General features: G+C 65.6%; 13 protein-coding genes. 3 read left to right on the top strand and 10 right to left on the bottom strand.

What is annotated here, in order from left to right; all coding sequences use genetic code 11:
- The 3 genes from ACFW0H_RS29750 to ACFW0H_RS29740 form a co-directional block, all read right to left on the bottom strand.
- Nucleotides 1–229 (bottom strand): TauD/TfdA dioxygenase family protein (locus ACFW0H_RS29750; RefSeq protein WP_422917420.1); only part of this gene is annotated, 229 nt, incomplete at its 3' end.
- A gap of 10 nt (nucleotides 230–239) precedes the next feature.
- On the bottom strand, nucleotides 240–1220 hold the full coding sequence (locus ACFW0H_RS29745) for a quinone oxidoreductase family protein (protein WP_422917419.1): 981 nt from the start codon (nucleotides 1218–1220) through the stop codon (nucleotides 240–242).
- Between the two features lie 198 nt (nucleotides 1221–1418).
- Nucleotides 1419–2546, bottom strand: coding sequence for a hypothetical protein (locus tag ACFW0H_RS29740; protein ID WP_422917418.1), 1128 nt, complete (start codon nucleotides 2544–2546; stop codon nucleotides 1419–1421).
- A gap of 202 nt (nucleotides 2547–2748) precedes the next feature.
- Between ACFW0H_RS29740 and ACFW0H_RS29735 the strand changes: the two genes are divergently transcribed.
- Complete coding sequence (locus ACFW0H_RS29735) at nucleotides 2749–3075, top strand: hypothetical protein (protein WP_422917417.1); 327 nt, start codon at nucleotides 2749–2751, stop codon at nucleotides 3073–3075.
- A gap of 74 nt (nucleotides 3076–3149) precedes the next feature.
- On the opposite strand, the gene prpD is transcribed toward ACFW0H_RS29735, so the two are convergent.
- Nucleotides 3150–4634, bottom strand: coding sequence for a 2-methylcitrate dehydratase (gene prpD / locus ACFW0H_RS29730; RefSeq protein WP_422917416.1), 1485 nt, complete (start codon nucleotides 4632–4634; stop codon nucleotides 3150–3152).
- A gap of 131 nt (nucleotides 4635–4765) precedes the next feature.
- Between prpD and ACFW0H_RS29725 the strand changes: the two genes are divergently transcribed.
- Nucleotides 4766–4909, top strand: a complete 144-nt coding sequence (locus ACFW0H_RS29725) for a hypothetical protein (protein ID WP_377691432.1) — start codon at nucleotides 4766–4768, stop codon at nucleotides 4907–4909.
- A gap of 171 nt (nucleotides 4910–5080) precedes the next feature.
- Here the strand turns inward: ACFW0H_RS29725 and ACFW0H_RS29720 are convergent, their stop codons facing one another.
- From ACFW0H_RS29720 to ACFW0H_RS29710, 3 genes are all read right to left on the bottom strand, one after another.
- Nucleotides 5081–7528, bottom strand: coding sequence for a TonB-dependent siderophore receptor (locus ACFW0H_RS29720; protein ID WP_422917421.1), 2448 nt, complete (start codon nucleotides 7526–7528; stop codon nucleotides 5081–5083).
- Nucleotides 7529–7630: 102 nt separating this feature from the next.
- Nucleotides 7631–8602 carry a FecR family protein gene (locus tag ACFW0H_RS29715; protein ID WP_422917415.1) on the bottom strand — a complete coding sequence of 324 codons (972 nt, stop codon included), beginning with the start codon at nucleotides 8600–8602 and terminating at the stop codon, nucleotides 7631–7633.
- A gap of 80 nt (nucleotides 8603–8682) precedes the next feature.
- Nucleotides 8683–9174, bottom strand: a complete 492-nt coding sequence (locus tag ACFW0H_RS29710; protein ID WP_422917414.1) for a sigma-70 family RNA polymerase sigma factor — start codon at nucleotides 9172–9174, stop codon at nucleotides 8683–8685.
- A gap of 192 nt (nucleotides 9175–9366) precedes the next feature.
- On the opposite strand from ACFW0H_RS29710, the gene ACFW0H_RS29705 reads away from it, so the two are divergent.
- Nucleotides 9367–9933: a COG3904 family protein gene (locus ACFW0H_RS29705; RefSeq protein ID WP_422917413.1), complete on the top strand. Its 567-nt coding sequence runs from the start codon at nucleotides 9367–9369 to the stop codon at nucleotides 9931–9933.
- A 62-nt stretch (nucleotides 9934–9995) separates the two neighbouring features.
- Here the strand turns inward: ACFW0H_RS29705 and ACFW0H_RS29700 are convergent, their stop codons facing one another.
- From ACFW0H_RS29700 to ACFW0H_RS29690, 3 genes are all read right to left on the bottom strand, one after another.
- A complete protein-coding gene (locus tag ACFW0H_RS29700; RefSeq protein WP_422917412.1) occupies nucleotides 9996–11648 on the bottom strand; it encodes a BCCT family transporter in 1653 nt (550 codons plus the stop codon).
- Nucleotides 11649–12171: 523 nt separating this feature from the next.
- Nucleotides 12172–13146: a lipoyl synthase gene (gene lipA / locus ACFW0H_RS29695; RefSeq protein WP_422917411.1), complete on the bottom strand. Its 975-nt coding sequence runs from the start codon at nucleotides 13144–13146 to the stop codon at nucleotides 12172–12174.
- A gap of 118 nt (nucleotides 13147–13264) precedes the next feature.
- Nucleotides 13265–13704, bottom strand: a 440-nt coding sequence (locus ACFW0H_RS29690) for a glycine cleavage T C-terminal barrel domain-containing protein (protein WP_422917410.1), incomplete at its 5' end; no start/stop codon positions are given.

Raw genomic sequence — 13704 nt, 5'->3', positions numbered from 1 at the left:
GGTGCTCCGGGTCGCTGCCGGCCACCGGATGGTCTTCCAGCTCGCCGAAGCGACGGGCGAAGGCCACATGCTCGGCACGGCTGATGTCCTGGTCGCGCAGGAACAGCACCTTGTGCTGGAGCAGCAGCGCCTTGATCTCTGCGAACAGGCCGTCGTCGCGGGCGGCATCGCCCAGGTTCACCCCACTGAGTTCAGCGCCGATGGCACAGGTCAGTTGCTCGACTTTCATGGCCGCGCCCTCAAATGACGAAGATCGAAGAACCGGTGGTCTTGCGCGACTCCAGGTCCCGATGGGCCTGGACCGCATCCTCCAGCGCGTAGTGCTGGTTGATGTCGATACGGATGCGCCCGTTGCCGACGTGGTCGAACAGTTCGCCCACCAGGTCGGCCTTTTCGGCCGGGTCGGCGATGTAGTCGGCCAGGGCCGGACGGGTGATGAACAGCGAACCCTTCATCGCCAGCAGCACCGGATCGAAAGCCGGGATCGGACCGGAGGCGGTGCCGACACAGACCAGCAGGCCACGGCGCTTGAGCGAGTCCAGGGAGGCCATGAAAGTGTTCTTGCCGACGCTGTCGAAGACCACGTCCACGCCGCGTCCGCCGGTCAGCTCACGCACGCGCTTGGCGATGTCTTCGTCGCTGTAGTTGATCACGTGGTCGCAGCCGTGGGCGCGAGCCACCTCGGCCTTGGCCTCGGTGGAGACGGTGCCGATCACGGTCAGGCCGAGCAACTTGGCCCACTGCGAGACGATCAGGCCCACGCCACCTGCGGCGGCGTGCAGGAGGATGCTGTCGCCTTCCTTGAAGTCATGGATGCGGCGCATCAGGTAGGCGGACGTCAGGCCGCGCATGGTCATGGCGGCGGCGGTCTCGAAGGCGATGGTCTCGGGCAGCTTGATCAGCGGAGCCGCCGGCACCAGGCGCTCGGTGCTGTAGGCGCCGAGGGTGTTGACGAAGCCGGTGTAGGTCACGCGGTCGCCCAGGGCGACATTGCTCACGCCCTCGCCCACCGCCACGACCACACCCGAAGCCTCCACGCCGATGCCGTTGGGCAGCGGGATCGGATAGGTTCCATTGCGGAAATAGGTGTCGGCGTAGTTCAGGCCTACGGCGACGTGACGGATGCGAACCTCCCCGGGACCGGGGTCAGCGACCTCGACCTCTTCGTAGCGAAGAACTTCCGGACCCCCGGTTTCATAGAAGCGAACGGCTTTGGCCATGCCTTTTCTCCAATCTGTGTTCTTGTCGTCGGGTCACGGACCCATGGATTGGACTCTAGGCATCTGCCCCTGCCGGTGCTTCTCATCGCACGACAGCAGCTTCTCATTTCATGACAGGGTGTCCGGCGCGGGCCGGATGGCGCGGGTTGCCCGGCCTGGCTGGCACTGGCGTTCAGGATTTCGCTGGGGGGAGGATCGTCACTCCCAGGGCACCGGCACTACCCTGGGTTGCTGGTCGAACTGGATGGGCTGGATTGGCTGGGTGGGCTGGGTCTCCGTCTGCCCCAGGCTGCCCTCCACCTGCCCGGACAGGTGGAGCACGCCGGCCATCACGCCCCGATCCGAGTTGCGCATCAGCGCCAGCCATTCTTCGTCGAACGCCTCATTGAGGCTCTTGCGCAAGTGCGCTTCCCGGTCGGGCCGTTCGGCTTCCGTGAGCAGGGCGGAAAAGCCGGTGACGCCAAGGGAGAGCACCGAACCGGCAACCCGCCCGACCAGGCCCGAGACGATGCTGACCGCGCCGCTGGTCATCATTTCCGACTCCAGTTGCTCACTGGTCTGGCGGGTGATGGACGACAGGCCCGAATCCGTGGCCCAGGCCCCCGCGCCACTCGGCGCCTGGCGAAAACGCCCCATCAGGGCGGCGAATGCCGGCAACTCTTCCAGTGGGTCGGCATGGAGAACCTGGTACAGCGAAGCGCTGTGGTCCGGCGGCGGCGCCAATTCGATGGCCGGGATTTTCTTCAGATGCTGGTCAAACTGGTCACCGGGTACGCCGAGTCGCTCGGGGATCAGTTGCAAGCGCTGGTCGAGCTGCTGGATGTAGAGCCGCGTGGCCTGTTCCATGACCGCATTGGGATCGATCTCCCTGGACACCGGCACCAGCACATGGTCGTCGTAGGCCTCCTGCAGGTAGCCGGTCAGGCGGTTCACCGTTTCTTCCCGTTCACCTTCGGAGCTCATGCGATACCAGGCCACCTTGATGCTCAGCCATTTACGCGTCCAGAAGCTGGAAAACCAGGGGATGAAGTCGGAATCGGTGCGCTGGTACACCAGGTCCAACCAGTGCTCCATGGAGTCCTGCGCGTAGGTGCGGGCCTGGTTGGTCGCGGCCAGGGAGGCGGCGACGATGTCCCGGTCGACCTCCCGCCAGGTGCTCTGCGAGACGACGATCGGCGGCGCCTCGGGAGCTCGCTGCGAGGCGCACCCGCCCGCAATCGCCATCGCGGCGACGATCAGGATCGAAATCGCCCCACCTTTGGCTCCGTGGAGCCAGCCCGGCAGGCGTCCCGTCCCGTGTTCGGGGGGACCTCTTTCAGCGCTCATAGGGGGTTGTCCACCCCTCAGGCCGACCGGCCAAGGTGCTTTAAGTATAGGAAGCAGCCACCCTCCCCGCCCTTCTTGGAGACGGGCTGCAGCACGGAGCAAATTGCCCGGCCCGCTGTCTGATCAGACGCCAGGTTGCCAGCCGCCCGAAAGGCGTGCCGGGTACCGGCTATCACCAGCCGCATCGGAATCGAGGTAAGAAATGAAAACAGGCCCGCTCATGGGTGTGTTTCTCCTGGTCGCAGCCATTGCCGGCACCGCCCCGAGTGCCATGGCCGACCACCGGCAGGACAGGGACGACGCCAGGGTCGAGCGGTACCGGGACGGCCCGTGCCGAGTCAAGGAAATCTCCGACCGGGGCTACTACAGGAAAGTCATCCGCTGCCCCGACGGACACGGCAAGACCTGGCGACGCGGCGAATGGCACCGCGATTTCCGCGACGGCCCCTGCCGCGTCCGCATCGACGCGTCCCGTGAGGTATTCGACAAGGAGAAGGTCTGCCGCGGCCGGGATTACGACGACTACTGATTGTCCTCACCACCACCAGCCGCCGCTTGTCCAGGCCAACCGGCGGCGGCCGGGCGGAGGTACCGCTAGCAGCCTCAACCCACGAACAACTCCACGAAACGATCCACGGGCATCGCCTCGAGCGCTGTCTGGTCCTTGCACAGGGCGTAGATCTGCGCACAACGCTGGGGCACGAAACGGGTCGCCAGGCTGGACCTGAACTTCTCTTCCAGCAGCGGCATGCCCTCGCCGCGCCGCCGGCGGTGGCCGATGGGGTATTCCACCTCGACTTTGTCCGTATGCCTGCCGTCCTTGAAGAACACCTGCACGGCGTTGGCGATGGAGCGTTTGTCGGCTTCCAGGTATTCCCGGCTGTAGCGCGGGTCTTCGGATATCTCCATGCGCTCGCGCAGGCGATCGATGATCGGATGGGCCTTGTGGAAGTCGTCTTCATAGTGCTCGGCAACCAGGTTGCCGAAGGCCAGGGCCACAGCCGTCATGTACTGGAGGCAGTGGTCGCGGTCGGCGGCGTTGGCCAGGGGGCCGGCCTTGTCGATGATGCGGATGGCCGACTCCTGGGTGCTGATCAGGATGCGGTCGATCTCCGTCACCCGATTGCGCACCTGGGGGTGCAGGCGCACCGCCGCTTCGCACGCGGTCTGGCCATGGAACTCGGCGGGGAAGCTGATCTTGAACAGGATGTTTTCCATCACCTGGCAGCCGAACCCCTGCGCAAGGCTGAAGCAACGCTGCTCCGGGGGCTTGGTGGCCAGATCCTTGTTGGTATGGCTGAAGGACACGTCGTAGAACCCCCACTGGGGTGCGCTCAGCACGCCGGGCACGCCCATCTCGCCCCGCAACGCGATATCCGCCAGGCGCACGCCACGGCTGGTGGCGTCCCCCGCGGCCCAGGACTTGCGTGACCCGGCATTGGGCGTGTGGCGGTAGGTGCGCAGGGCCTGGCCATCCACCAGGGCGTGGGAAATGGCCGAGAGCAACTGCTCGCGGTTCGCGCCCATCAGCCAGGCACAGACCGCCGTGGATGCCAGCTTGACCAGCACCACGTGGTCCAGGCCGACGCGGTTGAACGAATTCTCCAGGGCCATCACACCCTGTATCTCATGGGCCTTGACCATGGCCTCCAGCACCAGGCGCATGGTCAACGGCGCCTCGCCACAGGCCACGCGCCGCTGGGACAGGTGATCGGCTACGGCGAGGATGCCCCCCAGATTGTCGGACGGGTGGGCCCATTCCGCCGCCAGCCAGGTGTCGTTGAAGTCCAGCCAGCGGATCATGCTGCCCAGGTCCCAGGCGGCCTTGACCGGGTCCAGCCGGTAAGGGGTTCCCGGCACCCGCGCGCCCTGGGGCACCTGGGTGCCCTCCACCAGCGGGCCCAGCAGCTTGGTGCACTCGGGAAAGCGCAAGGCCATCAGCGCACAACCGAGGCTGTCCATCAGACAGTTGCGCGCGGTGTCCAACGCCTCCACGGATTCGACCCGATAGTCCAGCACATAGTCGGCTATGTCCTGGATCACCTGGTCATAAGGGGGGCGCTGGTTCAGGTCGACATTGCCGCTCATGGTCATACTCCACCTCAGCCGATGCAGACAGTGTATGCCGTATGCCGAACCGGACGAATCGACCGACGGCCGGCCGGATGCGCCGGATTGTGCTGCGCTTGAAGGAAGGGATTGACCCGGAGGAACCCGCGATGAGCAGCGATCCCAATGTCCGTACCCCAGCCCCGAGGCCCCAGGGCCCCAGCCAGCCGCCGGAACAGGTGCCGGCGGCCGATGTGAAACGCATCAGCGACAAGGCGCCGAGCAAGGACAGGAAACCGGATGACTGGGAGTGAGAAGGCCGGGCAGGCCTTCGGCCTGCTTGGCGAATGAATTCGCCCCTACAGGAAGAGCGCGGAGCTACCGGCGCGCGTCACCCCTCTCCTCTTCAGGGAGAGGGGCTGGGGGTGAGGGAAACCCCGCGCGCACACGGCGTCCGGTGGATTCGCAAATCAATCCGCGCCTGCTCAGAACCCCACGCTGGCCTGCACGAACCAGGTACGCGGCTGGCCCACGTAGATGCCGGCGTTGTTGTCGCTGGAGCGGGTGAAGTACTGCTTGTCGAAGATGTTCTTCACCCCCACGCCGAGCTTCAGGTTGGACAGCTGCTCACCGAAGTCGTAGGCCCCACGGACGTTCCAGGTCACGTAGCCGGGAATGTCGCCGAACTGGCCGTCAGCGGTGGGCTCGGTGATGTAATTGCCGGTGAAGTTGCCGTTGGCGTCGATGCCGGTACCCGGTGCGCGCTGGCCGGACTGGGCGTAGCCGTCGAAGTTGTAGGTCCAGCGGTTGACCTGGTAGCGCAGGCCCAGGTTGGCCACGTGGCGCGAGTAGAACGGCAGGTCGCGGGTCTTGAAGCCCGGGATGTCGCCTTCGTAGGTGGCGCGGGTGAAGGTGTAGGTGCCGGTCAGGCTCAGGCCCGCGAGCAGTTCGTCCAGGTTGTAGTGGCCGGAGAGTTCCAGGCCCTGGTGCTTGGTGGCGCCCAGGTTGGTCCAGCCCACATCGTTGCTGATGAATTGCAGCTCATGGTCGAAGTCGATGTAGAACAGCGTCGCTTCGCCGCCCCACTTCTCGCCGCTGTAGCGTGTGCCCAGTTCGTAGGTCTTGGCCTTCTCCGGCTCCAGGCCGTTGGCGGGGTTATCGCCCACACCACCCTGGCCGAGCTGGAAGTACTGCAGGCTGCCGAACGAGGTCTCGTAGTTGGCGAACAGCTTCCAGGCGTCGGAGAGGTGGTACATCACGCTGATGGCCGGCAGCGGCTCGTTGGTGTCCTTGCTGCGGTGCTTCTCCTGCACCGGCAGGCCGTTGCTGCCGAGCACCGGACGTTCGTGCCAGTCGGTGTTGATGCTCTCGTAGCGGATACCCGGGGTGATGGTCCAGTTGCCGACATCGATCTTGTCGTCGATGTAGAAGGCGTTGGCCTCGGTGCCGCCGGTGCGGTCCTGGAAGACATGGCCGTCCGCCGACGGCCCGCGGGTGGGCGTCGGGACATTGTTCACCAGGGCCAGGCGGCTGGATTCCTCGTGCATGGCTTCCTTCAGGTAGCGGTAGCCGACACCCACTTCATGGGTGCTGTCACCGGCGAAGAAGATGCGCGAGACGCGCGGCTCGAACCCGTAGGTGTAGTAGCTGCGCGGATAGGAGTTGAGGAACTTCTGGTCGCGGCTGGCGATGTTGCTGCCACGGAAGCTGTCGCTGTAGTAGGTCAGCACCTCGACCTGGGTGACGTCGTCCACCTGGCGCAGGTACTTGAGCGACACGTCCTTGCGGCGGCCGCTGAAATCGTCCCAGTCACGGTCGGACTGGAACGGATTGTCGTCGTACTGGGCCTGGGTGAGGCCACCCGGCATGTCGGCGGTCGCGTCGTAGTAGTGGAAGTTCAGCGACAGGTCGTCCTGCTCGGTGGGCGCCCAGTGGGTCTTGAGGATGACGTCGTCGATGTCGTTGCCGTTGTTGCGGTCGCGGTAGCCGTCACCGTTGACGCCCGAATAGAGCAGCGCGGCGCCGATGCCGTTGTCGGCGGTGCCGCCGAGGAAGGCACTGTTGAGGTACTTCCAGCCACCGTGGCTGGTGTCTTCCAGGGTGGAGGAGACATCCCCGGAGAATTTCTCCGGGATGGCGCGGGTCACGAAGTTGATCACGCCGCCGACGTTCTGCGGGCCATAGCGCACGGAACCGGCGCCGCGAACCACATCGATGCTGTCGAGGTTGCCCACGGAGATGGGCGCCATGGACAGCTGCGGCTGGCCATAGGGGGCGAAAGCCGCCGGCACGCCGTCGATCAGCACGGTGGAACGGGGCGACAGGCGCGACGTGAGGCCACGTACGCCGATGTTGAGGGCGATATCGCTGCCGCCGGTACCGTTGGACTCCTGCACCTGGACGCCGGGCACCGAACGCAGCGCGTCACGCACGTTCATCGCGCCCTTCTCGATCATGGCTTCGCGGCGCACCACGGTACGGGCACCGGGGTGGTTCTGTACCACGGCGTCATCGGCGGTGCCCAGCCAGTCGCCGACCACGGTGATATTCGACGCCGGCAGCTCCATGCTCGAAGCGCCCTCCTCGCCCGAGGCCCGCCGCAGGATGGCGGTGCCGTCCGCCAGGTCGAAGGTCAGGCCGCTGCCCTGCAGCAGAGCGGCGAGCACTTCTTCCGGCAGCAGGGTGCCGTCGACGGCCGGGGCCTGCTTGCCGGCCACCAGGTCCGGACTGAAGAAGAGCTGCAGCGAAGTCTGCTGGCCCAGTTGACCCAGGGCGCTGGCCAGCGACTGGGCCGGAATGTGGATTTCCTTGCGCTCGGCGGCCTGGGCGCCGACGCTGCCCACCGCCAGGGCGATGGCCAGGCTCAGGGGCAACCAGCGCTGGGTACGCGCGGCCTTGCGGGTAGTAGCTGGCGATGCCGATTGTTGCTGTATTTCGTTGATCACGTTCGTCCGGTCCTGAAGGCAGGAGCGCCCGACTACGGGTGGGCGCCAAAAGTCGAACGAGAAGACGAACGAGGCGAAAAAAACCTGAATCTAAAACGAAATTATTTCGCTTGAGCCATCCGGCAGGGTCCTGACCTTGACCGGCAGGATGCGCGGCAGGGCCGAAAGCAAGGCATTGGTGTCGTCGGCGCGGAACACGCTGGAGAAACGCAGCTTCGCCACTTCCGGGGCCACGCGCAGGGGCTTGTCGCGGTAGCGGGACACCTCTTGCGCCACCTCGGCCAGCGGCACGTCGTTGAAGACCAGCTTGCCCTGGCGCCAGGCGGTGATGCTCGCGATGTCGACGCGCTGGACCGGCCCGACCGCGCCGTCGGCCGTCACCTGCACGCCGTCTCCGGCCAGCAGTGGCCGACTCGCTGCGCCCTGCCCGCCCGCGACCAGCACCTGGCCCGACTCCACCGCCACGCGCAGGTCCCGCGCGTCGTGGCGCACATTGAAGCGGGTGCCGGTGACGGTCACGCGACCCGGTCCGGCCTCCACCACGAAGGGACGCGCGCGGTCCGGCGTCACGCTGAACATCGCCTCGCCGGTCTCCAGCCGCACCAGGCGGCGGTCCGCATCGAACAGCACGGTGACGCGGGTACGGCCATTGAGATCCAGGGTCGAGCCATCGGCCAGGGTCACCTGGCGGCGCTCGCCAAGCCCGGTGGCATGGGTTTCGCCGCCCGGGGCAAAGGGGTCGAGCAGGTAAGTCGCGCCGCCGGCCAGCAGCAGGCTGGCCGCGGCCGCCATCGCCCCCTGCAGGAAGCGTCGGCGCGAAGGCGCAGGCAACGGCCGGACCTCGGCGCGGCACAGCTCACGCAGGCGCTGCGCGGGAATCAGGTCGGTGGCGCTCCACAGCCGCGCCAGCAATTCGTACTCCGCCCGATGCGCCGAGTCCGCCGCGAGCCAGGCGTCGAATCGACTACGCTCCTCGGCGTCCTGCACGGGTTCGCGGTTGCGGCTGAACCAGTAGGCGGCTTCGTCTCGTACGCTGCAGTCGGCGGGTCGAGCGTGCGTCATGGTGCCACCCGGACGGCGGGAATCAGGCTGCGGTCGTTGTCCATTTGTGGGGTCTTGGTGCCCTGTTGGCGAGTTCCGGCTCATGTGGCGCTCAGGTCCAGGCGCTCACGCAGGTGACGAAGGGTGCGGATCATATACCGCTCGACCATGTTCTTGGATAAGCCCAGGCGCTCGGCGATTTCCGCCTGGCTCAGCCCTTCCAGCTTCTGCCAGACGAATACCTGGCGGCAGTTCAAGGGCAGTTCCGCCAGGGCCTTCTCGATGGAGTCCGCCAGCTGGACGGCGTGCATGTAGGACTCGGGGTCGTTCTTCGCCTCCTCGCCCAGCTCGGCGATATCCAGCTCCAGCTGTGCGCGGCGTTCCTCACGGCGGAAGTGGTCGACCGCGATATTGCGCGTGGTCTGGTGCAGGTAGGCACGCGGCTGCTGGACCTTGTCCTGGTCGGCCTCCAGGACCCGCACGAAGGCATCGTGGGCGAAGTCCTCCGCGCGATGGCGACTTCTCAGCCGGCGGGTCCAGGTGCCGATGAGTTCTTCATAGTGCTGGAAGAAGCCGTGATAACGCTGAGGCATCTGAGGAGGGAGAAAGGCGTCGGAAAACGAAAGGCGCGAATGATAATAGCTCGCAAATATTCCCGCAATTTCCCCTTTCCAGAAGCCGGGCCCTGTCCGACGAAACCCGCTGCCGGCCCATTTGGAACCGATGGCCTTTTGCAGGTATCTTCTCCCGCAGTCGCCAGCCCCCCTCCAGGAAGTACCTGATCCATGAGCAGTACCGCAATCCGGGCCGCCGCCTTCTGCCTTGCCGCCCTCTGTTCGGCCAACACCTGGGCCAAGGTGGAAGTGCAACCCGTGCAGCACAGCAAGGCCGGCCGGATACTGGCCGTGCAGATTTCCGAGGACATCGCGCCCGGCGACTACGAGGCCCTGATGAAGGGCCTGCGCGCCAACCCCGGCCAGTACGCCCGCAAGCTGGCCCTGCTGGACAGCATAGGTGGCAGCGTCGCGGAGGCCCTGCGCATGGGCCGACTGCTGCGGGAAACCGGCTTCGATGTGATGGTACCCAGCGAAGGCGTGTGCCAGGGCAGCTGCGTCTACCTGCTGGCCGCCGGCCGCAACAAGACCGTGCGCGGCTACGTGGGCATCCACCGCCCCTACTTCGCCCACGGCGACTCCGCCCTGGCCGACAGCGGCGCAATTCGCTACAACCCGACGGCCTACCTCAAGGAAATGAACATCCCCCTCAGCCTGCTGGACGACATGAACAGCACGGACCCGACGCACATGCGCGTGCTGACCCGCGACGAACTGGCGCGCTACCGGTTGAATTGAACGCACGCAGCCCCTTTCCAACGGAAAGGGGCTGTTGCGAGACCGGACGCGGAGTGTCCAGGCTAGGCCTGGGCGCCTGCGGTGGCGCCGGCGGTAGGAAGGTCGGCACTTTCCTGCAGTCCCTCGTCCCCCAGGCGCCGCGATTCGGCCTCAATGTCCTCGAGGCTGCGATCGCGGTAGTCACGATAGAGCCACTGGACGAAACCGTAGGCCATCACCACCAACAGGAAGAAAAAGGGAATCGAAGTGAGGATCACCGAGGTCTTCACCGTCTTCAGGGAAATCTGGTTGGCGATCATGGTGAGCGGCACCAGGGCCAGCATCACGCACCAGAACAGGCGCAGGAAGGGTGAAGGATCACGGCCTTCCGGAAGGTTGCGAGTGGTGGCGGCGGCCACGGTGTAGGCCGAGGCGTCGATGTGGGATGCCAGGAAGATGACCATCACGAAGAGGTAGAACGCAGTCGCCAGGCTGGACATCGGGAAGCCGTCCAGCAAGCGGGTGATGGCCACTTCGCCGCCCTGGCTGGCAACGATGGCCGGTACGTCCAGGACACCGTTGAGCAGTTGGTCGATGCCATAGCCGCTGAGACTGCCGAAAATCGCCCAGCAACTCACGCTACCGCCCAGCAGCAGTGCCGCGGAGACCTCCTTCAGGGTGCGGCCACGGGACACGCGGGCGACGAATATGGACACCGCCGGCGTATAGGAAATGGCCCAGAACCAGTAGAAGACCGTCCAGTTGCGGGTGAATTCACCGTCGCCCGCGGGGTCGGTGAACAGGCTCATGTGCAGGAAGTTGGAGAACATCAGGCCCACACCATTGACCGTGTTCTTCACGATGAAGCCGGTCGGCCCCACCACCAGCACCGCCAGGGCGCAGAACAGCGCGCCCCAGCAGACCATACTGGCCAGCCGCTGCATGCCGCCCTCCAGGCCGATGTAGGAGCTCAGCGAGAAGATGCTGGCGATCAGCAGCACGATGCCAGCCTGCATCACGAAGGTGTTCGGCAGGCCGGTGAGATTGGACAGGCCGTTGGAGAACGTCAGGGTGGTGACCACCATGGTGACCGTCAGGCCGCCGAAGGTGCCGATCAGGAAGAGGATGTCGATCAACCGGCCGACCGGGCCGTCGGCCTTGAATCCGGTGATGGCCTCGATGATGCCGGCCAGGCTCAGCTTGTTGTGCTTGCGCACGTGGTAGTAGTAGGCCATGGCCATGCCGCCGACCGCGTAGCAGGCCCAGGTGCCGAAGCCCCAGTGGAAGAAGGCGTAGGCAATGCTCATGTTCAGCGCCTCGGGGCTGCGCGCAGGGATGTTCAGCCCGGGGGTGTTGTAGTAGTAGGCCCACTCGACCAGCCCCCAGTAGAGGGTGGCCGAGCTCAGCCCGGCACAGATGAACATGAAGATCCACGGCAGGGTCTTGAATTCCGGCTTGCCGCTACCGAGGCGGATGTTGCCGTACTTGCTGAAGATGATGAACAGCGACCCGGCGACAAAGGCCAGGAAGATCACCAGCACCGGCGCCGACAGCAGATCGGTGGCGCTCTGGAACAACTGGCTGGCCACCTGCTCCGAGCGTGCGGGGAAGGCCGCCAGGGCGAACACGGTGAGGAAAATGGCAACCACGCTGACCACGATCAGCAGGGAGTCCTTGCTCGCCCGGACGGGCTGGGTGTCCGGTGGGGCCGGGTTCGCTTTCACGGAAATTTTCATGGGATACCTTTCTATACGGCTGTATTGAAATTGTTGTTGCCTCATCCCCGACGAGGAGCATCTCGCCTGGAACAGTCATAGAAGTGCGTGACGGCGAGCCAGTATAAAAATGGCCTCCGAAGGCCTTACATCCACAATCGCCGATACTCATATCTGACCGAGCGAAGTGGGGGCGCCCGAGGGCAGGCCTGCGGCCTGCTTGGCGAATGAATTCGCCCCTACAGCGTACGGCGGCGCCGGCGTGAGTCACCCTTCTCCCTTTGGGAGAGGGATGTAGCAGGCGGATTCGGTGCCACGCCGTTTCGCGGATGAATTCGCTCACACAGGAGCTGGTTTCAGCCGTAGGGTGGACCGCGCTTCACCGGTCCACCATTCGAGGCCCTGCATGGCTCCGCTGGTGGATGGAAGAGCGCCATCCACCCTACGGGACTACGGCGTTGACATGGGATCTCCCACAGGAAATGCCCACCCACCGGAGCAAAAAAAAGGCGACCCGAAGGTCGCCTTTTTCATGCCGCGAAGATCAGCGGATCGATTGCCCGTGCACCTGCTGGTCGGCGTGGTACGAGGAACGCACCAAGGGGCCTGCTGCGACGTTCTTGAAGCCCATCTCGGCGCCCTGCTCGGCGAACCAGGCGAAGGTGTCAGGGTGGACGAAGCGCTGCACCGGCAGGTGGCTGCGCGAGGGCTGCAGGTACTGGCCGAGGGTGAGCATATCGATCTCATGCTCGCGCATGCGCTGCATCACTTCGATCACTTCGTCGTCGGTCTCACCGAGGCCCAGCATCAGGCCGGACTTGGTCGGCACGTGCGGCACGCGCCGCTTGAAGTTCTGCAAGAGGTCCAGCGACCACTCGAAGTCCGAGCCCGGACGCGCGGCCTTGTACAGGCGCGGCACGGTTTCCAGGTTGTGGTTGAACACATCCGGCGGCTCCTGCTCGGTAATTGCCAGGGCCACGTCCATGCGCCCACGGTAGTCCGGCACCAGGGTCTCCAGCTGGATGCCGGGGGACAGCGCGCGGATTTCCCGCAGGCAATCGACGAAGTGCTGGGCACCGCCGTCGCGCAGGTCGTCGCGGTCCACCGAAGTGATTACCACGTACTTGAGCCGCAGGTCGGCGATGGCGATGGCCAGGTTCTTCGGCTCGTCCGGGTCCAGCGGTTTCGGCCGGCCGTGGCCGACGTCGCAGAAGGGGCAGCGACGGGTGCAGATGTCGCCCATGATCATGAAGGTGGCGGTGCCGCCGGAGAAGCACTCCCCCAGGTTCGGGCAGGAGGCTTCCTCGCAGACGCTGTGCAACTTGTGCTTGCGCAGCAGCTGCTTGATCCGCGCCACCTCCGGCGAGGCGGCGACCGGTACGCGAATCCAGTCCGGTTTGCGCGGGATCTCTTCGGTGGGAATGATCTTCACCGGAATGCGCGCGACCTTCTCGGCGCCGCGCAGTTTGACGCCCGCCTGCAAGGGTTGCGGGCGGGTGGCGGTCTGAAGTTCTGTCATGCTACCGCTCCGAAAGTGGGCTTTTTTGTAGGAGCGAGCTCTGCTCGCGAACGGCCACCCGGCCCAAAGCTTCGCGAGCAGAGCTCGCTCCTACGTCGTTCAACGAAACAACCGGCCTTCAGCCGCGGTAGTAGCGCTGCGGCACGAAAGGCGTACGGACAACGCGCATGGGCAGCGGTTTGCCCCGCACCAGAGCAAATACCTCGGTGTCCAGCGCTGCGTAGCGGCTGTCGAGGGAGCCCATGGCGAGCGGACCGCCCAGGCTGGGGCCGAAGCCGCCGCTGGTGACTTCGCCGATTACCTGCTGTTCTGCGTTGACGATCTGGGCGCCTTCGCGCACGGGCGCCCGGCCGCTCGGCAACAGGCCGACGCGTTTGGTCTCCACGCCGCCCTGCTGCTGACCCAGAATCCGCTCTGCCCCCGGGAATCCACCGGCGCGCACGCCCTCGGCGCGGCGCGCCTTGGAAATGGCCCAGGTCAGGCTGGCCTCGATCGGCGTGGTCGCCGTGCTCATGTCGTGGCCATAGAGGCACAGGCCGGCCTCCAGGCGCAGCGAGT

This window comes from Metapseudomonas cellulosilytica, assembly GCF_049334135.1.
Classification (GTDB): Bacteria; Pseudomonadota; Gammaproteobacteria; order Pseudomonadales; family Pseudomonadaceae; genus Metapseudomonas.
Note: the sequence above shows the minus strand (reverse complement) of the source record. Positions and strands in the feature narration are given on the sequence as shown.